Annotated in this window: 17 protein-coding genes; all 17 read right to left on the bottom strand. The window is 44.7% G+C overall.

The features are described from left to right. Positions 1–89 precede the first annotated feature (89 nt). Positions 90–836 carry an elongation factor P 5-aminopentanone reductase gene (ymfI, locus tag AC1DOV_RS14935; protein ID WP_076269202.1) on the bottom strand — a complete coding sequence of 249 codons (747 nt, stop codon included), beginning with the start codon at positions 834–836 and terminating at the stop codon, positions 90–92. Then, positions 833–2,119, bottom strand: coding sequence for an EF-P 5-aminopentanol modification-associated protein YfmH (yfmH, locus tag AC1DOV_RS14930; protein WP_441881224.1), 1,287 nt, complete (start codon positions 2,117–2,119; stop codon positions 833–835). Before yfmH ends, ymfI begins: the two co-directional genes overlap by 4 nt. A 3-nt stretch (positions 2,120–2,122) precedes the next feature. Next, entirely contained in the window at positions 2,123–3,397 is a 1,275-nt protein-coding gene (yfmF, locus tag AC1DOV_RS14925) for an EF-P 5-aminopentanol modification-associated protein YfmF (RefSeq protein WP_441881226.1), read from the bottom strand. Positions 3,398–3,544: 147 nt separating this feature from the next. Next, positions 3,545–4,330 carry a spore cortex-lytic enzyme gene (gene sleB / locus AC1DOV_RS14920; RefSeq protein WP_076269200.1) on the bottom strand — a complete coding sequence of 262 codons (786 nt, stop codon included), beginning with the start codon at positions 4,328–4,330 and terminating at the stop codon, positions 3,545–3,547. A 118-nt stretch (positions 4,331–4,448) separates the two neighbouring features. Continuing rightward, positions 4,449–7,121: an FtsK/SpoIIIE family DNA translocase gene (locus AC1DOV_RS14915; RefSeq protein WP_441881229.1), complete on the bottom strand. Its 2,673-nt coding sequence runs from the start codon at positions 7,119–7,121 to the stop codon at positions 4,449–4,451. An 81-nt stretch (positions 7,122–7,202) separates the two neighbouring features. Continuing rightward, complete coding sequence (locus tag AC1DOV_RS14910; RefSeq protein ID WP_076269198.1) at positions 7,203–7,415, bottom strand: YlzJ-like family protein; 213 nt, start codon at positions 7,413–7,415, stop codon at positions 7,203–7,205. Further along, a complete protein-coding gene (locus AC1DOV_RS14905) occupies positions 7,412–8,149 on the bottom strand; it encodes a ClpP family protease (protein ID WP_430055122.1) in 738 nt (245 codons plus the stop codon). The genes AC1DOV_RS14910 and AC1DOV_RS14905 overlap by 4 nt, the downstream gene beginning before the upstream one ends. A 216-nt stretch (positions 8,150–8,365) precedes the next feature. Beyond that, the gene (locus tag AC1DOV_RS14900) at positions 8,366–10,045 is read right to left on the bottom strand and encodes a ribonuclease J (RefSeq protein WP_053375776.1); all 1,680 of its coding nucleotides are present in this window, start codon (positions 10,043–10,045) and stop codon (positions 8,366–8,368) included. A gap of 433 nt (positions 10,046–10,478) precedes the next feature. Then, on the bottom strand, positions 10,479–11,354 hold the full coding sequence (dapA, locus tag AC1DOV_RS14895; RefSeq protein WP_076269197.1) for a 4-hydroxy-tetrahydrodipicolinate synthase: 876 nt from the start codon (positions 11,352–11,354) through the stop codon (positions 10,479–10,481). A 25-nt stretch (positions 11,355–11,379) separates the two neighbouring features. After that, positions 11,380–12,594, bottom strand: a complete 1,215-nt coding sequence (gene dapG / locus AC1DOV_RS14890; RefSeq protein WP_339208970.1) for an aspartate kinase — start codon at positions 12,592–12,594, stop codon at positions 11,380–11,382. Positions 12,595–12,656: 62 nt separating this feature from the next. Beyond that, a complete protein-coding gene (gene asd / locus AC1DOV_RS14885; RefSeq protein WP_441881232.1) occupies positions 12,657–13,691 on the bottom strand; it encodes an aspartate-semialdehyde dehydrogenase in 1,035 nt (344 codons plus the stop codon). Between the two features lie 28 nt (positions 13,692–13,719). Next, positions 13,720–14,310: a dipicolinate synthase subunit B gene (locus AC1DOV_RS14880; RefSeq protein WP_441881234.1), complete on the bottom strand. Its 591-nt coding sequence runs from the start codon at positions 14,308–14,310 to the stop codon at positions 13,720–13,722. Beyond that, complete coding sequence (gene dpsA / locus AC1DOV_RS14875; RefSeq protein WP_441881236.1) at positions 14,307–15,206, bottom strand: dipicolinate synthase subunit DpsA; 900 nt, start codon at positions 15,204–15,206, stop codon at positions 14,307–14,309. Before dpsA ends, AC1DOV_RS14880 begins: the two co-directional genes overlap by 4 nt. Positions 15,207–15,334: 128 nt before the next feature. Continuing rightward, positions 15,335–15,814, bottom strand: a complete 480-nt coding sequence (gene dut / locus AC1DOV_RS14870) for a dUTP diphosphatase (protein ID WP_441911347.1) — start codon at positions 15,812–15,814, stop codon at positions 15,335–15,337. Beyond that, positions 15,759–17,027 carry a M16 family metallopeptidase gene (locus AC1DOV_RS14865; RefSeq protein WP_076269191.1) on the bottom strand — a complete coding sequence of 423 codons (1,269 nt, stop codon included), beginning with the start codon at positions 17,025–17,027 and terminating at the stop codon, positions 15,759–15,761. The genes dut and AC1DOV_RS14865 overlap by 56 nt, the downstream gene beginning before the upstream one ends. Positions 17,028–17,150: 123 nt before the next feature. Continuing rightward, positions 17,151–18,146 (bottom strand): polysaccharide deacetylase family protein, encoded by a 996-nt coding sequence (locus AC1DOV_RS14860; RefSeq protein WP_477550302.1) that lies wholly within the window; start codon positions 18,144–18,146, stop codon positions 17,151–17,153. Between the two features lie 202 nt (positions 18,147–18,348). After that, complete coding sequence (gene pnp, locus AC1DOV_RS14855) at positions 18,349–20,448, bottom strand: polyribonucleotide nucleotidyltransferase (RefSeq protein WP_076269189.1); 2,100 nt, start codon at positions 20,446–20,448, stop codon at positions 18,349–18,351. Positions 20,449–20,518: the final 70 nt, after the last annotated feature.

Raw genomic sequence — 20,518 nt, 5'->3', positions numbered from 1 at the left:
GTATAGAAAAAAATCATCAACAGTCATATGATGCGTAAACACTGTTCTAATTATGCAACAAGCTTGTCCCAAGAAGCAGCAGCCACCGACTACGTATGCCATCCGCCATTCGGACTAATGACTTGGCCCGTAATATAGGAAGATTCCGGCAGTGCAAGAAAATATACAAGTGATGCAATTTCATCTGTTGAGCCAAAACGTCCAACCGGAATTTCCTGCTGAATAGCTGCCTTTTCCTCCGCATTGAACCCATCCATCATTTCTGTCTCAACTGCACCAGGAGCAACCGCATTAACAGTAACGCCTGTCGGCGCCAGCTCTTTCGCCAGCGCCTTAGTAAAGGCGTTCATGCCACCCTTCGTCGTGGAATAGAGAACCTCGCACGAAGCACCTGACATTCCCCAAATAGAAGAAACATTTATGATGCGGCCAAAGCGCTGTGCAATCATATTCGGCATAAATAGCTGCGAACAAAGGAACATTCCTTTTAGGTTGACCGCCATCACATCATCCCATTCTTCCTCTGTCACATCCATTAACATGCCATAATGTGAAATTCCGCCATTATTAACCAATATATCGGGAAGCATATTATGGCTCTCCAGCTTCTCCCGCATCCGCTCCAGCTGCTCCTTAGAGCGCAGATCAGCAGAAATGGTTAACACATTCGCGCCAAGAGCCATACACATCCGTGCCGTTTCATTTGCTGTCTCATGAGATTGCAAGTAATGGATAACGATATTTACGCCTTCCGCTGCAAATCGTTTAGCAATAGCTGCTCCGATGCCGCGGCTTCCCCCCGTTATAAGAACCGTCATCTGTTGGAGCGTCTTCATTTTGAAGGCTGTTCCACAATGGATACTGCAAGCTGATCGAAATCAAAATGCTCGCGGAGCCGTTCATTCACTTGTTCAAGTGTACATTTCTCATAGAAATCGAGGACGTCGAACATGTCGCTGTCACGGAATCGATATCTTGTAAATTCACCGGCAATTGCTTCTGGGGAGTTAAGCATACGCAAATATCCACCGATTTTTTTACGTTTGGATCTTTCAAACGCAGTAGGCTCAATACCGCTTACCAAAACGGCTTCAACCGCCGTTTGGATTTGCTTAATAAGCTCATCAGGATTTGGAGTATCTCCGCCGATAACGGAGAAAGCATAACCCGTGCTCGAATTATACTCGCTTCCAAATGAATCAGAGATCAGATCATTTTCATACAGCTGCTGATAAAGCTTAGAGCTAGGCCCAATCAAAGCATCCAACATCAGCTTGGTCGTTACTTCTTGACGAAGAAGCGCTTCCCCTTCAAGACCTGTCTGCTTTTCTTTGAAGCCCAGCATGCATTTAGGCAATGATACAGGAAGCTCCGTTACCTTACGCGCAATTTTTACTGTTTCCGGCTCTTTCTCGAAATAACGTTCAATCGGTCCTTGAGGTTCAAACGACTTACTATTTTGATTGTCGCGGACAAGCTGGAATACTTCCTCCGCCTTCACTCCGCCAACAACAAACAACAACATATTTGATGGGTGATAAAACGTTTCATAGCAGCGATATAGCGTTTCCTTATCTATTTGCCTGATGGACTCGACAGTGCCGGCGATATCAATATGAACAGGATGCTCATGATAAAGCGCATCAATCAATCCAAAATAGACTCTCCAATCCGGATTGTCGCGGTACATATTGATTTCTTGCTCAATGATCCCTTTTTCCTTCTCCACATTTGTATCCGTAAAATAAGGATTCTGAACAAAATTGATAAGCGTCTCTAAATTCGCGTTGATTTGCTCCGTAGCCGAAAACAAGTATACGGTTCGGTCAAAGCTCGTAAAGGCATTAGCCGATGCACCTTGAGAGGCAAATACTGCGAAAATATCGCCTGTTGGCTCTTCAAACATTTTATGTTCCAAGAAATGTGCAATACCGTCCGGCACTTTTACAGGCGGCTGGCTGCCAACTGAAAAACGGTTGTCAACGGAACCGTATTTTGTAGAAAATGTCGCGTACGTTTTATGAAAGCCTTCCTTCGGAAGTACGATAACTTCAAGTCCATTATCAAGCACTTCACGATACAAGGTTTCCTGAACATTTGGATAATTTAGGGTTTGCACCTTTTATGCCTCCTTTCGATCGCGCAAAAAGTAAATCGTATCGAGCTGTACTTGCTCTGCAACCTTAACGATATCCTCAGCTGTTACCGCTTGAACCTGCTCAAGCAGCTGCTCTGCACTTCGATCTTTACCCGTTAACACGCCATTAAAATCATAAGCAATCATCTCATACGCTGAGTCTTGAAGCTCACGGAGGTGATTGGATATCATCGCCTTGGTTTGGTTCATCTCAAGCTCCGAGAGTTTTCCTTGACGCATGCTTTCAAGCTGCTCTTTAATAATCACAACTGCTCGCTCGTAATTCGCAAACTCAATTCCGGATTGAATTGTGCATAACCCTTTATGTCCATCAAGACGGGATGCAGCGTAGTAAGCCAAACTCTCTTTCTCGCGCACATTCAAGAAAAGCTTCGAATGAGGGTATCCGCCCAAGATTCCGTTGTACATTAATGCAGCAGGATAAGCATCATCAACATACCCGACTCCCGTGCGAAGCCCTAAATTCAGCTTGCCTTGACTGACCTCCATCCGTTCTGTGACCTGTTTCACTTCCTTAACAGGGTGATGGATATTCGGAGTGGAATAAGTAGATGGTGAACCATCCTTCAACTTGAAGGCGCTCGCCACAAGCTTCGTTACTTCCTCAAGCGTCGTATCTCCAACGACATACAAGTCAAGTGCTGCATTATCCAGCCACTGCAAATAGGAATCATACAGTGAAGATGAGGTAATGGATTCGATTTCAGCAAGCTTGCCTAGTGGATGCAAACGATAAGGCTCATCCGCGCACATTTCTTCCAAGCAGCGCTCTGCGGCGTATCGAATTTTATCATTGACGATCGCCTCTAAACGTTTTTTGAGCGTCGTTTTTTCGGCATCTACATACTTCTGATGGAAACCATTCTGATCTATGAGCGGATCTGTTATTACATCACCTAGAAATTGCAGCGATTCTGCAAGAAGTGGAGTATCGGATGAAACAAACTCATCATTTATGACATCCATTCGAAATTGGACAATCTGAGAGTCGCCTCTTTTATATACATCGAACCCAAAGCCTGCTCCATATAAATCGTCAAGCTTCTCACGAAAAGTAATCGTTTCTGGTAATTTCGCCGTGCCTCTTCTCAGTACAAACGGAATAAGAGCAACCGGTGTTACTGTTGCTTCTTCAAGTGAAAGTCCCGCAAATAACGAAATGGCAAACGTTTTGAATCGTTTTGTAGGCAATACATGCAGACGAATGCGCTGCAGCTGCCCTCTTTCAAATGTGGACACTCGGTTTGCTCCTTTCAACGGCGCGTTATAGAGTAAATCTATTCCATTAAACAAATCACTATACCATTCTAACCTATAGGAAATGGAAGAAGCAACCACTGCTGCACTAGGCAGTAACGGCTGCTTCCTTTCGAGAATGGCTTATAGTTACATACAGAATATATGCTTGCCGATTGTTTTAATTTGTGTTCTTGTCCAGATCCATTTCGAGGTTGCTGTTTCTGGATTGAAATAATAAAGACAACCGCCAGAAGGATCTTGGCCGTTAATGGCATCCATAACTGCCTCGCGCGCTTTCGCATTAGGCGTAAGCCAAATTTGCCCGTCAGCAACCGCTGTAAAGGCACCAGGCTGGAAGATGACGCCATAAATCGTGTTAGGGAAACTTTGAGACTTCATACGGTTAATGATAACCGCAGCAACCGCGATTTGGCCTTCATACGGCTCGCCTCTTGCTTCACCGTATACGGCATTAGCCATAATCTGTATGTCATTTTCCGACAAGCCTAATCGGTTGGAACCTCCAATGGGTGCCTTATTGCCGGAAGAACCAGCATCTTCTTTACCGCCAGAATTAGAACCGGAAGCAGGCGGGGCTGCTGCTGATGGCGTCCATTTTTTTGTTGCTTCCCAAAGCTTCAGCTTTGTTTTGGCACCGACAATACCGTCCGATTTAAGCCCAAACTTCCATTGAAACCATGTGACCGCATTTTTTGTGCTCGATCCAAACTTCCCGTCTATATCACCTTTAAAATAACCGAGGTGCTTTAGCCGTCCTTGCAATTCTTTTACGTCTTGTCCAGTTGAGCCAACAGTTAAGGTGGCGTTGCTGAACGTTTCCTTTACTCCGTCATGCTTTCCGCTCAGTAACGAAAAGGAACCGAACAACAACAGCACGATAATCGAGGTCACCAAAATCAAACGATTTCTCATGATGGGATCTGCCTTTCTCTTGCAAGTTAGTTCGCTTAAGGTAGCGTTACCTAACTTTAGTATGAGAAGTTGATCCCACTTCTATGCACTTCGTTCCGTTTTCTGCAAACTTCGGAAATTATGAGCTAGCTCTTCCAGCTTGAAATTGATCGAGCGTAATTAGCACTTCCCGCGGCTTACTGCCTTCATAAGGACCAACAATAGAGCGAGCCTCCATTTGGTCGATCAATCTTGCCGCTCTAGTATAGCCAATTCTCATTCGCCGCTGCAGCAAGGAAACCGATGCCTGCTTCGCTTCCAATATCACTTGTACCGCTTGATCATAAAGCTCATCCAGCATTTCGTTCCCATCCGTTGAGTCCTCTTCAACTTCCGGTACAAGATCCTCTTTATACTGCGCTTCGGCTTGACCGCGTGCGTAGTTTACTAATGATTCTACTTCTTGATCGGATAAAAAGGCCCCTTGCACCCTTATCGGCTTCGACATTCCAACCGGCAAGAAAAGCATATCACCGCGACCAAGCAGCTTTTCCGCTCCTACCATATCAAGAATGGTGCGAGAGTCTACCTGAGAAGATACACCGAAAGCAATACGGGAAGGAATGTTTGCTTTAATAACGCCCGTAATGACATCGACTGATGGCCGCTGCGTTGCAATGATAAGATGAATACCAGCTGCACGCGCCATTTGAGCAAGCCTTGCAATGGAGTCCTCTACATCGTTTGCAGCAACCATCATCAAGTCAGCAAGCTCGTCCACAATAACAACGATATAAGGAAGAACAGCTGCAGGATTATCGGCCATTAAATTGTTGTAGCCTTCGATATTGCGAGTTGCGGATTTGGAGAAAAGCTCATAGCGGCTTTCCATCTCAACAACAATTTTCTTTAGAGCCAGAGAAGCACGCTTAGGATTCGTAACAACTGGAGCGAGCAAATGCGGAATTCCATTGTATACGTTCAGCTCAACCATTTTTGGGTCAATCATAAGAAATTTAACCTCGTCTGGCGCAGCCTTATACAAAATACTCGTAATAATGCCGTTAATACAAACGGATTTACCCGAACCTGTAGCACCTGCTACAAGCAAATGGGGCATTTTGGCTAAGTTGCCTACGATCGTCTGTCCAGATATATCTCGGCCGAACGCGATAGACAATTTGGAGGCAGCATTTTGAAACGCAGTGGTTTCCATTACCTCTCGCATCGTTACGACGGAAACCTCCATATTTGGCACTTCTATCCCTATGGCTGATTTCCCCGGGATCGGTGCCTCCATCCGAATATCCTTAGCTGCTAACGCAAGAGCGATATCATCCGTTAAACCAACAATTCGGCTAACCTTAACGCCCGTTGCCGGCTGAACTTCATAACGAGTTACTGCTGGCCCGCGAACAACATCCAGTACCTTAGCACGTACGCCAAAGCTTTCCAGCGTTGCCTCCAGCTTTCGGCGAGAGTCGTACATGTCGGACGCATCAGCATTTTTGCTCATTAAATTCGGTTTAGTAAGCAGCGTAAAAGGCGGCAGCAGGTAAGGTTTAGGTGCGTTCTCTTCGGCAATAGGACGTTTCGGAATCGGTTGCTCCGTATCTTCCTCATATACAAGCGCTTCTGAAGAATTAGCACCAGCCGCGATTATTTCAGGCTCCAATAAATCCGTATCATCATCCTCAGCCTCTTCCTGAGTATCGTTAAGCAGCTCTGAATCGGCTAATTCCTGAATAGGATTCGTTTGGTTCCATGCTTCATCACGATTAGCTACAAGCGGCTCATGGTCGATTATAAGACCATCACCAGCATTTTCCCATGGCGGCGTGCTGTCATGCTCATCTGGAGTCAAATCTGTATGTAAATCAGCGCCGGATTTCTCCCAAGGCGGTTCGATATCATTTTGCCAGGCAGGCTTCGCGCTTGCAAGCGTATCCGTTCCATTTGGCTCGAACACCCATTCATCCTGCGGATGACTGGAAGTATCAGACTCTTCCTCATCTTGATCCTGTCTCCAAGAGAAAAACAAAGATCTTCTCTTCTTCTTCTTAGGAGGAGCAGCAACATAACTTTCATGATCGTCATCAATTGTTTCATCATCATCATCAAAATCAGCCTGTCCAACATTGGCACTCGCTTGTGCAGCTGCGGCAGCACGCAGAGAAGCTCTCTTCTCCCATTTAGCTGCAAGCAGCTTGAACATACGATTGCCACGGGTCGTAACCAATCTCCCTAACTCCACATACGACTTACCTGTCATAAGCATGATAGAGATCGCGAACATAACAAACATAATAAGCTTCGCGCCATAATACCCGAACAAAGAGAAAAATAATGAATATTGAATAGCGCCTACAAAACCACCGCTTATTTCTTTGTCTCTGATCGGTAAATCATTTTCAGCCGGTACACTTATTAAAGATAATTTTAAATCGCTGCTAAGCTGATTAAAAATCTTCGACCCTGTCAAATCAACCGTAGGGCTCAGCTTTTGATCAATTTCAGATATGGAGCTCATGAGTGTAAATGCAAGCACCATGATAAACAAGCCTGTTCGCTTGTTCGTCCATCCTTTAGGCCAAGCGCGTTTGATCATGACAGCAAGTCCAATGACAATCCCAATTAGTGCTAATACAAAATAAAACTTGCCGAGCACAAGCCCAAATAGCTTGGATAACGAGCGCCCGACAGCCGCCTCTCCAGAGAGGGCAATAATTGATATTGTAATAAGCAAAATTCCATATACTTCATATTTTAAGTTTGTGCCAATTGATTTTTTTCGTCTCTTTTTCTTTGCCAAATCCGTCACCTCTGGTAAAAGATTATACCATAGGTGGGCAAATGTTCCTATGAGACATTTGCACGAACATTTGTTTGTTCCTTATTTATAATTCACAATCGTGCCCGGCATTAAATTTGGATTGAGATAGTCGTCGAGGCTGCAATCTAATAATCGAATAATTTTCCCCATTCCCGGTGCGATGGGAGTCACCTGCATCTTTACACCATTTGACCATACCTCTTGCGATTGCTCCATTTCGTCATTAAAGCCCTCCAGCACAACCTCAAGAGGCATATTCGTATAAAGTGTCATTGGATATTCACCTCAATTCTACCGAGCTTGGAAGCCTCAATTCTTCGGTTTAATTCCTTTAACGCCTCACCCAAGCCGCCAACGGCATCAATCAGACCATGCTTGACTGCATCAGACCCAATAACCGTAGTTCCTATATCCCGTGTAAGCTCCCCCGTCTTGAACATGAGCTCTTTAAATGTATGTTCCGTCACGTTCGAGTGCGAAGTTACAAATCGTACGACGCGCTCCTGCATTTTATCCAAATATTCAAAGGTTTGTGGTACACCGATTACTAAACCGTTAAGACGAATTGGATGTATCGTCATCGTTGCTGTTTCTGCAATAAACGACATATCGCCAGCAACGGCAATCGGAACGCCTATAGAGTGTCCTCCGCCAAGCACGAGCGTTACTGTTGGCTTGCTGAGTGATGAAATCATCTCAGCTATTGCCAGTCCTGCCTCGACATCACCGCCTACAGTATTCAGAACGATAAACACACCTTCAATTTTATGATTTTGTTCAGCTGCTACGAGTTGTGGAATAAGATGCTCATATTTAGTCGTTTTATTTTGCGGTGGCAAAACGAGATGTCCCTCCACTTGCCCAATGATGGTCATACAAAAGATATTGGATTCCGTCAATGCAGGAGCCGCTGTCTGACCAAGCTGCTGAATCGTTTCGACAACAGCATTCGCCTTTTTTTTATCGTCTGGAATAGGTTGTTCAGGCTGCTCTGAAGTAAACTGCATGTTTGTGTGACCATTCATTTAAATATCCCCCTCTTATGTTGATGCTCGTCATAGTATGAGGTCTGGTCAAAAATTTATACAAAATACAGTCTAGATCTCTTGATTTGACAAACCAAGCAGAAAAGTCTTCTGTTCTTATATAAAAAAAGAATCGCTTGTGTCCGCCGCGGCAATTGCGGAAAGGACAAGCGATTCTTTTCATTAATTATTTATATGTTAAACTTCCATAATGATTGGCAAAATCATTGGACGACGACGAGTCTGCTCGTACAAGAAACGACCAAGCGCATCCTTCACATTCGTTTTGAGCGATGCCCACTCATTTACTTTATCATTCATCAAACGTGTAAGCGTCGATGTCACGATGCGATTGGCTTCATCAAGAAGACCTTCGGATTCACGAACATAAACGAAACCGCGAGAAATAATATCTGGACCAGACAAGATCGCGCCATCTTGTTTGCTTAATGTAACAACAACGACCAAAATGCCATCTTGCGACAATAGCTTGCGATCACGCAATACAATGTTACCAACATCGCCTACGCCCAATCCATCAATCAATACGTTTCCTGCTTGTACTTTCGAGCCTTTGCGGCCGCTGCCGTTCTGGAACTCAACTGTATCACCGTTATCAATAACGAAGATGTTCTCGCGCTCAATTCCGATTGCTTCCCCAAGCTTCGCATGCTGACGAAGCATACGATATTCACCGTGGATAGGAATGAAGTATTTTGGCTTAATCAAGTTAAGCATAAGCTTAAGTTCTTCTTGGCTGCCGTGACCAGATACGTGAACGCCTGAAACGGAACCATTTCCGTAAATAACATTTGCACCAAGGCGGAATAATTCATCAACAGTACGACCAACATATCTTTCGTTGCCCGGAATTGGTGTTGCCGCAATAATGACGGTGTCGCCTGGTAAAATATCAACTTTGCGATGTGTCGAACGTGCCATGCGAGTAAGCGCCGACATCGGCTCGCCTTGACTGCCTGTACACAAAATAACAACACGATCAGCAGCTAATTTGTTTACTTCTTCCGGCTCGATAATCATTCCCTCTGGAATATTCAAGTAGCCAAGATCAGAAGCGATACCTACAACGTTAACCATACTGCGGCCAACAACCGCAATCTTACGTTTTGTTGCAATAGCAGCATTTATAATTTGTTGAATCCGGTGTACGTTGGAAGCAAAAGTTGCTACGACAACGCGTTGTGACGATTTGCGGAAAATATCCTCTAGATTGTCGCCAACTTGTGCTTCAGATGGCGTGTATCCTGGACGTTCAGCATTTGTACTGTCTGACAATAGCGCCAAAACGCCGCGCTTGCCAATCTCAGCAATACGCTGCAAGTCAGCAAATTGCTCATTCACCGGCGTATGGTCAAATTTAAAGTCACCTGTATGAACGACAGTACCTTCCGGTGTATCCAAGCTGACACCAACGGAATCTGGAATACTGTGGTTCGTTCTGAAGAAGGATGCACGAATCGTGCCTAATTGAATTTCGCTATCTGCATTGATGAGAATACGTTTCGTTTCTCCGAGCAAGCCGGCTTCCTTCAATTTTCCTTCGATAAGTCCGAGTGTTAGTTTTGTTGCATATAATGGCACATTTAAGCTTTTTAGTACATAAGGCAAACCGCCAATATGATCCTCGTGACCATGTGTAATAATAATTCCGCGAACTTTGTCGCGATTTTCCGTTAGGTAAGAGATGTCAGGGATAACAATATCGATTCCGAGCATGTCCTCTTCAGGGAACTTAAGTCCTGAGTCAACTACAACGATATCATTGTTATATTGGATGACGTACATGTTTTTCCCGATCTCGCCAACTCCGCCTAGTGCAAAAATGAGCAATTTATCCTGGTTGTTCTTCTTAGACAAGTGTTTTCCTCCTTAAAATTTTGCGAAGCGAAATTCGCTTCGTAATCATTGGGTTAATTTTCGAAGCAAAATAGCTTTGTAAGCATTTTCTTAAATATTTCGAAGCGAACGGCTCCGTAAGCATCTAATTATTATTGCGAAGCTATAATGGCCTCGTAAGTATTGTCGTAATATGGAAAAGCAATATTTATTTTGTACGGATCCACAGGTAATTAATGCCGAACATTGTTTACCTATGCGTTGTTATCGTCAGATGCCGCTCTGACGTTAATTTCATTTCCAAATATTTGCCGCACCCAGTCACTTGAAATCATTATACATGAAGAAAAAGCTGGAATACAAGTGAAACACGATATTGCTATTATGCAATATGCTTCCCAAAAAAATAAAACCGATGCTGGATGCACCGGCTGCAATCAACGATTACGTGTATTTACACCAGTAAATTGCGTAAGAATGCGGCCTCAGCCTCGGTCACAGTAACAAGCGGAAGTCTAACTCCTCCAACTGGCAAACCTTTTAAGCCAAGTGCAAATTTCACGGCCACAGGATTAGGTACAGGATGAGGACAATAGAATAAACCTCTGAAAATTGGATGTAAAATACCATTTATTCGAGCAGCTTCCTGAACGTTTCCGTTCACATAGGCTTCGATTAATTGTTTCATTTGCGCGCCAACGACATGTCCCGCAACGCTAACGATTCCGTAAGCTCCAATAGCTAAAGCAGGAAGTGTAGCACTGTCGTCCCCGCTGTATACTTTAAATCCTGCAGGAGCACCACTAATAATTTGAGTTAATTGATCTGTTGAAGCACAATCTTTTGTCGCCACAACATTGTCGATTTGTGCTAAACGAAGCGTCGTTTCGACAGAGATGTTGACTCCCGTACGACCTTCCACATTATACAAAAGAATAGGCAATTTTGTTGCTTCAGCAATAGCCTTAAAGTGCTGATAAAGTCCTTCTTGACTAGGACGGTTATAATATGGAGCGACAAGCAAAATGCCATCAACGCCTGCTGCTTCTGCGTCTTTTGTCAGATGGATGGAATGGGCTGTGTTGTTGCTGCCCGTACCAGCAATGATTTTGCAACGACCATTCGCATGCTTAACAGCAAATCGGAACAGTTCCAGTTTTTCTTCATCGGAGAGCGTCGGTGATTCGCCAGTCGTGCCTGAAACGACAAGACTATCGCTTTGCTGCTCCTCAATCAAATAATCAATTAATTTTGCTGTCGTTTCCCAATCAATATGACCGTCCGCATCAAATGGGGTTACCATTGCGGTAATTAGTCTTCCAAATTCCATCTGAATTCCTCCCAAAAAAGTTGCTCTATCGATGAAGCTCGAACTTAGCGTGCAGAGAACGAAGTGCCTCTACCATATCCGCTTCACGAACGAGCACCCATATCGTAGTATTAGAATCAGCCGATTGCATGATTGAAATGCCCTGCTCCGTCAGCGCTTCCACGATACGCGCCATAACGCCTGGCTCTCCATTCATACCACCGCCGATGACGGATACTTTAGCACAGCCTTTAATAGCTGAAGGTGCAAAGCCGCATTCCTTCAGTACATCAACTGCACGTTTAGCATCATGATCAAATACGGTATAAACTGCACCGCTTGGCGTTACATTAATAAAATCAACACTAATATGATGTTTAGCCATAGATTGAAACACTTGCAGCTGCACGTCATTTCGGCCTTCAATAGCCTTTACTGATATTTGAGTAATCCCTGCTGCATGGGCAATTCCTGTAACATGACGATCCTTAACCGCCAGCTCAGCCTTAAGCTCAGCAGAATCAGTTACTAATGTGCCTGTTTCACTTGAGAAGGTAGAACGAACGCGGAGCGGTATACGAGCCTGCTGAGCAATCTCAACGGCACGAGGATGGATAACCTTAGCTCCTTGCCTTGCCATGTTGCATATTTCAGCATAGCTTACGACAGGAAGCGGTTTCGCCTCCTCGACTAATCTAGGGTCCGCCGTTAAAATCCCGTTAACATCCGTATAAATATCGACCATTTCAGCGCGCAGCGCAGCACCTAATGCTGTAGCTGAAGTATCGCTTCCGCCGCGGCCAAGTGTTGTCGTATCTCCTAATGCAGTGCTTCCTTGAAAACCTGTTACGATTACAACGGTTCCTTCACGTAAATGATGAAGCACCTTATCTGGCCGAATCTCTTTGATTCGGGCTTGCCCATACTGCTCGTCAGTAATCATGCCCGCCTGTCCTCCGGTTAGGACAACGGAAGGAATGCCGCTCGCAATGAGCAAGCTGCATAAAGCGGCTGCGGAAATAATTTCTCCGCAGCCTAGCAGCATATCTCGCTCACGCGCTGGCAGCCTGTCGCCATTATCACGTATAACCTGAAGCAAGGTATCCGTTGCGTAAGGATCGCCCTTACGCCCCATAGCAGATACGACTACGACTACAGCAAGGCCACTGCTGCGTTCTCTGGTAATATGACTAATTACGTGTTCTCTGGCATGATCGGTAGAAAGAGAGGTGCCCCCGAATTTTTGAATCAGGATGCGCATATTATAATCCTCCATGATCGATCCAGGGAAGAAGCAAGCTTTATTACCTTTTACTTAATACATTAACCTCTTGCGATATGTTCAGCGATTTGAACAGCATTCCATGCTGCTCCTTTGAGCAGGTTATCGGAGACGATCCACATATTAAGTCCGCGATCCGATCCAAGATCACGTCTCAAGCGACCAACAAATACATCCGGCTTACCGGCAGCATCAGTCGCAAGCGGGTATTGCTGATTAGCAGGATCATCAACGAGCGTAACGCCCGGTGCATCTGCAAGCAGCTGCTTAACCTCTTCCAAATCGTAGTCGTTTTTGAGCTCAACATATAGAGATTCCGAGTGACCGTAAACGACAGGAATTCGCACGCATGTAGCTGTAACCTGAATAGACTCGTCACCCATAATTTTTTTCGTTTCGCGAACCATTTTCATTTCCTCAAGCGTATAACCATTCTCTTGAAACTTATCAATTTGCGGAATCGCATTAAATGCAATTTGATGCTTAACCGGCAATGCGCCTACTGGAAGAATAGCTGGGTTTACCTCTTCACCCTGAAGTGAAGCTGTAGTTTGACGAAGCATCTCATCTATGGCAAGATTTCCAGCACCAGAAACCGCTTGATAGGTGGAAACGATAATACGCGAAATGCCAAAACGGTCTTGTAGCGGTTTAAGAGCTACTACCATTTGAATGGTCGAGCAGTTCGGATTAGCGATTATGCCCTTATGCTCGCTAACCTTCTCAATATTTACCTCAGGAACGACAAGCGGTGTGTTTTCGTCCATGCGGTATGCATTGGTGTTATCAATACATACTGCACCATGTTTAACCGCATGTGGAGCCAATGTTTTAGTAACATCGCCTCCTGCACTAAACAAAGCGATGTCGATACCTTCGAAGCTTTCCGGCTTTGCTTCTTCAACCGTAAGCTCCTGATCTTTAAATGTAATTTTTGTGCCGGCTGAGCGAGCAGACGATAACAGCTTAAGCTTTCGGATCGGGAAGTTTCTGGAAGCAAGTAATTTCAGTATTTGTTCTCCTACTGCGCCTGTTGCACCAACAACTGCAACGTTAAACAATTTCTGATACGACATCTGTTGTCGTCTCCCCTCTATCCGTGTGTCATGAATGACGTTCGATAAGCAGAGGCTGCAGCTGTTTGCCAGAGAGGGCAGCTTCGCATGCTTCCAAGACCAAATCCATTCTGGCAACAAGCGAATTAGGCTTCTGCACCGGGTTATCTTGGCCGAACGGTACAAAATAAATATGTTTAGCCACTAATAGCTTCGCTATGTTAGCGGCATTTAAACCAAGTCCATCATTTGTCGAAATAGCAAGAACCAGCGGACGGCCGTTGCGCATTTGGGCTTTAGCAGCCATAAGTACTGCGCTGTCCGTTATCGCATTTGCAAGTCGGCTTGTCGTATTTCCTGTGCAAGGTGCTATGACAAGAACGTCCAGCAGCTTAGAAGGCCCAAGTGGCTCCGCCTGCACAATGGTCGAAATAAGTTCATTTCCGGTAATCGCTTTTAACTGTGTTTGCCAATCCTCGGACTTTCCAAATCTAGTGTCCGTTGTCATAAGTGTATTCGAAACGATCGGCACCACATTGGCCCCCGCATCGACGAACCGCTTAATTTCAGGCATAACTTCAGCAAACGTACAATGTGAGCCTGACAATGCATAACCTACCGTAATTCCAGACCAATTCATATCCCATTCCCCCGCTTAATCGTATCGTCCAAAATCAACTGAGATAAGCAATCCGCTATGATACGTCCAGCTGTTTTCGGTGCGACGATACCGGGTAGTCCGGGTGCGAGCATCGCTTTAATGCCACGCTTCTCAGCGAAGCGGAAATCTGTCCCGCCAGGCTTCGATGCGAGGTCAATAATGACGGCTCGCGAAGGTAAATTTGCGATAATTTGTGCTGTGACTATCATAGTCGGAATTGTATTAAAAAGCAAGTCAATATTGCTCACATGATGCAATAAACCACTGATGTAGAAAGGCTCAAAACCCATCTCTGCCGCTCTTGCGAACTGCTCTGAACGCCGTACACCGACCTTCACTTTGGACCCCAAACCTTGAAGCGTTCGTGCCATTGTAAAGCCTGTTCTACCGAAACCAAGCACCATAGAAGAAGACCCATGAATCGTAATATCCGTATTCTGAATGGCCATCATTAAGGCGCCTTCCGCTGTCGGAATTGAATTGTATATGGCAACATCATCACGGTCAAACAGCTCAACGAGCGACAGTGAATGCTGCTCGCATAGCTGACGCAAATAAGGCTTCGCCATTCCTGTATATACTGTGCAATGTTTTGGCAGCTTTGCAAAATGGCTGTCTGCCAGCTGCATTTGTCGGTCACTAAAAACACTCTGGATGATCCCTTGATCATCAGTGCCTACGGCAGGCAACAACAACGCATCGACGGATTCAAAAAGCTGTTCCTCGAACTCCGCCTGTACCGCTCCGTCGAGTGACGAATGCAAGCCGTCAAAACCCGAAACTGTGACAGCAGCATCAAGCTCAGTCAGCTTTCGAATTACCTCCAGCTGCCTTGCATCACCACCAAGCAGCAGCACTTGAACGCCTGTTAGCATTAAGCTTCACTCCTTTCTTGCTAATAGCTCTAGATCATCTTATGCTTGCGCCCAGAGCGGGGTGAAAAAGAAAAAAAGATCGGGCATATGCCCGATCTTCTTAATACTCATTTATGAATTCAAATCGCTTAAACGCCAGTATGTCCAAACCCGCCGGCACCTCGTACGGTGTCAGGCAGCTCATCAGCTTCTATAATCGTAACTGCCGGCACGAGTTGGAATACCATTTGAGCTATTCTTTCCCCGCGCGTAATTGTAAACGGCTGATCGCCTAAATTAACGAGCAGCACTTTCACTTCTCCTCGGTAGTCCGCATCAATCGTTCCTGGTGAATTCAAGCAAGTAATGCCATGCTTATACGCAAGGCCGCTGCGCGGTCTAATTTGCGCCTCCAGCTCCCCGGGCATTGCCATTGCAAAGCCGGTAGGAATAAGCTTACGCTCGCCTGGCTGCAATACAACAGGCTCTCCTACAGAAGCTTGCAGATCAAAGCCAGCTGCCCATTCGGACATTTTTTTCGGTATGGCTATATCTTCATTTCCTTCTAATCGTTTAAACTGAACTTGATACAAATTGATCCCTCCTGAGCTCTGCTGCTGCTTTATCATTCGTTCCGACCATTGCAACGGAGAAAGGAGCAGCTAACATACGCTTCGTAACATCAACTACATCTGACATCTGCACCGAATCGATACGCTTCAACAGCTCATCAAGCGTGTAATGATGACCGAGCATCAACTCGTTTTTGCCCAATCGATTCATTCTGCTGCTCGTGCTCTCTAAGCTCAAAATCAAGCTGCCCTTCAATTGCTCCTTGCCGCGGTGCAGTTCATCCTCGCCTAATCCTTTTACGGACAGCTCGTTCATCTGCTCCATCGTTAAATCAAGTACTTCCTTCGTTTGCTTAGGCGCCGTTCCAGCATATAAAGTAAACAAGCCAGTATCCGCATAGGAAGTGTGATAGGAATAGACAGAATACGCGAGTCCGCGCTTCTCTCTTATTTCTTGGAACAGCCTCGAGCTCATTCCGCCCCCTATAGCATTGTTAAGAAGAATCATGGCATACAAATTTGAATCGGTAATCGAGCACCCCGGGAAAGAAACACATAGATGGTTTTGCTCTGTTTTCTTTTTGTAAAACAAATAATCGCCATGAAATGCCGGAGGCGTAATGATGGATGAGGCTGGCTTGCTATTCTTAAAGCTTCCAAAATATTGTTCCATTAACGCAAGCAAGCTCTGCTCTTCAACATTGCCCGCAACACTGATTACTACATTCTCAAGTGTATACGTATCATTCATATATCCGCGAAGCGTATCGGAGGTCATGGCAGTCAAACGATCCTCAAGCCCCAGTATCGAATAAGCAAGCGGGTGTTCACCGAATGCTGCACGAGAAGCTTCGTCATGCACCTTATCATCCGGAGTATCCTCATACATAGAGATTTCCTCTAGAATAACATTTTTTTCTTTCGCCAATTCTTCCGGATCGAACTGGGAATTAAAAAACATATCCGAGAGAGCGTCTACGGCAAGCGGCAAATGCTCATCAAGCACCTTGGCAAAATAACACGTATATTCCTTCGAGGTAAACGCATTAACATTTCCGCCTATACCGTCGAATAAATCCGCTATGTCCTTTGAAGTACGGCTTTCTGTGCCTTTGAACAGCATGTGTTCAATGAAATGGGAGATGCCGTTATTTTCTGGCGTCTCATTGCGTGAGCCCGTTTTGACCCATATGCCAAACGATACTGATCTTACTGTCGGTATGTATTCAACGACAACACGCAATCCATTGCTAAGTGTGTATTTGTTCATCAGTAGTCCTCCTCATGTTTTGTGCAGCAAAATGATCATTATTATACGTCTCATCATTTTGCCTTACAAAACTGACATCATATACATGTGACTCTAAACATGAATGTTTTTACTATAGCAGAATCAGTCCGCTCCCTCAACTTCAACGGGAATCCGCTTGGAGGAAAGCGTCTCACTAACCGTTCCTATCGCGTAGCCTTTTGATTTAGCTGTAGCAATTATGCCAGGCAGCGCATCTCGTGTTGTGGCTGTAGGATGCATTAATATTAGCGCTCCAGGCTCTAATTTCGCTGCAATTTTGCGCACAACGGCATCTGCCGGCGGTTTCTGCCAATCAACCGTATCAATGGTCCACAGCACCGTTTTTAACCCCTGCTCCTCGGCGATCTGGACAGTAGCTTGATTAAAAGAACCCGAAGGCGGAGCAAACCATTTGTTGTTTACGTTCAAGCTCGATTTTAATAAAGCTTCGGTTTTGGCTATTTGATTGTACTGCGCTTCCCTGCTAATCGCACTCATATCAGGATGAGTATACGCATGATTAGACATTTCATGTCCTTCAGCTTGTATTTGCTTAGCAACATCAGCGTTTTTACTTAGCCAGCTGCCATCAAGGAAAAAGGTAGCTTTCACCTTTTCACGTTTAAGTGTTTTTAAAATGGAATCTATGTACTCATTGCCCCAAGCGACATTGATCATAAGCGATATCATCTTTTTGTTGGGATTGCCGCGAAAGATCGGATGTGGACCAAGATCATTAAGGCTAATTTCGGGTTCAACCTCTTTATATACATAAGGAATGGTTTGAGAAGGTGGAGCGAGCAATGCAGCTTCGAGTGTTTTATCCACATCGACTTCCAAGCCGTTATACCCTGGAATAGCTCTCCAAACACGATCAATCCGCGCGTCTACTGGTGCAATATTCAGCTTATCTGCTTCTTCTGAAATTATGTTCAGCAGCCTCTGCTTCTCCGATTGCGTATAAGAATATTGTGCATAAACCATTTTATTATCATATTTTAAAGAAGAGAGAAATTTTGATATGTCATCGTTCATACTGACGAATACAAGCACTAGAAGCATGCTTGCCACAATTGCAGCTGCTTTTCTAAGCATCATTATTCCCACTCCCATATAAGTCCTCGCACGCTTCCTAAGCTTGACCTTATTTCGGCATGTTAATTCATATGTATGAAAAGTAGGACGAGAATATGCAGCGGATGGGCTAGATGGTGACCCGATGTCGCTTAAAAAAACAAAAAGAGCCAGATCAAATCTGTCTCTTTTCTTCTTATTAATATGACAGCCAAGCCTTAAAAGCTTATTGCGGCGATGCTTCTGGTGTCATCAAAATTTTGGCAGACAAGTTAATACGGCCTTGTCCGTCAATTTCGGTTACTTTAACTTTGATTTGGTCGCCAATGTTAACGACATCCTCTGTTTTTGCAACACGTTCATTTGACAATTGAGAAATATGGACAAGTCCATCTTTGTTCGGCAGAATTTCAACAAAAGCACCGAACTTCTCGACGCGCTTAACCGTACCCATATAAATTTCACCAACAACCACTTCTTTAACGATACCTTCGATAATCGATTTAGCTTTTTGGTTCATCTCTTCGTTTGAAGAAGCGATAAATACCATTCCGTCTTGCTCAATATCGATTTTCACGCCAGTTTCTTCAATGATTTTGTTGATGATTTTTCCGCCTGCGCCAATAACATCACGGATTTTGTCCGGATTAATGCGAAGCGTCAAAATTTTCGGTGCATACTTCGATAAGTTTGGACGAGTAGTCGGCAAGCTTTCGAGCATTTTACCTAGGATGAAAATACGGCCTTGGCGAGCTTGTTCAAGCGATTGCTCCAAAATAGCGCGGTTGATGCCGGCAATCTTGATATCCATTTGAATAGCTGTAACGCCTTCAGCTGTACCTGCAACTTTAAAGTCCATATCGCCGAGATGATCTTCCATCCCTTGAATATCAGAAAGAATTGCAAAGTGATCGCCATCTTTAATGAGACCCATAGCAATACCAGCTACTGGCGCTTTGATTGGTACCCCTGCATCCATCATAGCAAGTGTGCTTGCGCAAATGCTTGCTTGTGAAGAAGAACCGTTAGATTCCAAAACTTCCGAAACAAGACGAATCGTGTAAGGGAATTCAGCTTCAGATGGAATAACTTTGGAAAGTGCACGTTCTCCGAGAGCACCATGCCCGATTTCACGACGGCCTGGCGGACGAAGCGGACGTGCTTCACCAACGCTGAACGGCGGGAAGTTATAGTGATGCATGAAACGTTTTGTTTCTTCTGGTGAAATACCATCCAAAATTTGAACGTCGCCCATTGCGCCAAGTGTACAAATACTTAGTGCTTGTGTTTGTCCACGAGTAAACAGCCCTGTTCCGTGTGTGCGAGGCAAAATTGCCACATCACAATCGATTGGACGAATTTCATCAAGGGAACGGCCATCTGGACGAACTTTATCATGAGAAATAAGACGACGTACTTCTTCCTTCACGATGTCATAAAGAACTTCTTTAACATCAGAGAGAAGTTCTGGCGTATCGATATATTGCTCTTCAAAGTGAGCAACTGCTGCGCTGTTAACTGCATCAATTGCTTCTTGACGAGCATGCTTTTCTTCAACCTTAATCGCTTCAACCAAACCAGCAGAAGCATAAGCGCGAACATCAGCATTCACTTGCTCATTTACAGTATGTAGCTTAACTTCCATTTTCGGTTTGCCGGCTACAGCTTGCAGCTCTTCTATTTTTGCTACGATCTTTTTGATTTCGTCATGACCAAACATAATCGCTTCAAGCATTACTGCTTCAGAAACTTCGTTTGCTTCTGCTTCCACCATCATAATCGCATCTTTCGTTCCAGCGACAACTACAAAAATATCCGTTTCTACGCTTTGCTCCACCGTCGGATTAATTATGAATTCGCCATTAACACGACCCACGTTTACTCCGCCAATTGGACCGTCAAAAGGAACGTCAGAAATGGATAGTGCAGCAGAAGTACCGATCATAGCCGCAATTTCTGGTGAACAATCTTGATCCACGCTCATTACAATGTTCATAACTTGAACGTCATTCCGGAAACCTTCAGGGAATAACGGACGAATAGGCCTGTCCGTAAGTCGGCTGGACAAAATCGCCTTCTCGCTTGGACGGCCTTCACGTTTAATGAATCCACCTGGAATTTTACCAACAGCATACAAACGTTCTTCATAGTTAACAGTCAATGGGAAGAAATCCAGATCCTTCGGACCTGCTGACGCTGTTACCGTACACAATACGACAGTATCACCATACTGAACAGTGACTGCTGCATTCGCCTGCTTCGCAAGGCGGCCGGTTTCAATGGATAGCGGTCTTCCGCCTACCATCATCTCAATTCGTTGTACCATTTTATCCCTCCTAATAGTTATTCGATTAGTCTATTTCACTGCTAATTGGCAGTTTATTCCGAGTGTTTCC

Source organism: Paenibacillus sp. 01T47, from assembly GCF_056398245.1.
Note: the sequence above shows the minus strand (reverse complement) of the source record. Positions and strands in the feature narration are given on the sequence as shown.

Excerpts from the sequence above, each read along its gene's own strand:
- AC1DOV_RS14860 (WP_477550302.1), bottom strand. The coding sequence starts at position 18,146 with ATGATGCTTAGAAAAGCAGCTGCAATTGTGGCAAGCATGCTTCTAGTG.
- AC1DOV_RS14905 (WP_430055122.1), bottom strand. The coding sequence starts at position 8,149 with ATGCAGTTTACTTCAGAGCAGCCTGAACAACCTATTCCAGACGATAAA.
- dapA (WP_076269197.1), bottom strand. The coding sequence starts at position 11,354 with ATGGAATTTGGAAGACTAATTACCGCAATGGTAACCCCATTTGATGCG.
- ymfI (WP_076269202.1), bottom strand. The coding sequence starts at position 836 with ATGAAGACGCTCCAACAGATGACGGTTCTTATAACGGGGGGAAGCCGC.
- pnp (WP_076269189.1), bottom strand. The coding sequence starts at position 20,448 with ATGGTACAACGAATTGAGATGATGGTAGGCGGAAGACCGCTATCCATT.
- AC1DOV_RS14880 (WP_441881234.1), bottom strand. The coding sequence starts at position 14,310 with ATGAATTGGTCTGGAATTACGGTAGGTTATGCATTGTCAGGCTCACAT.
- AC1DOV_RS14910 (WP_076269198.1), bottom strand. The coding sequence starts at position 7,415 with ATGACACTTTATACGAATATGCCTCTTGAGGTTGTGCTGGAGGGCTTT.
- AC1DOV_RS14865 (WP_076269191.1), bottom strand. The coding sequence starts at position 17,027 with ATGAACAAATACACACTTAGCAATGGATTGCGTGTTGTCGTTGAATAC.
- dut (WP_441911347.1), bottom strand. The coding sequence starts at position 15,814 with ATGATAAAGCAGCAGCAGAGCTCAGGAGGGATCAATTTGTATCAAGTT.
- dpsA (WP_441881236.1), bottom strand. The coding sequence starts at position 15,206 with ATGCTAACAGGCGTTCAAGTGCTGCTGCTTGGTGGTGATGCAAGGCAG.
- dapG (WP_339208970.1), bottom strand. The coding sequence starts at position 12,594 with ATGCGCATCCTGATTCAAAAATTCGGGGGCACCTCTCTTTCTACCGAT.
- sleB (WP_076269200.1), bottom strand. The coding sequence starts at position 4,330 with ATGAGAAATCGTTTGATTTTGGTGACCTCGATTATCGTGCTGTTGTTG.
- asd (WP_441881232.1), bottom strand. The coding sequence starts at position 13,691 with ATGTCGTATCAGAAATTGTTTAACGTTGCAGTTGTTGGTGCAACAGGC.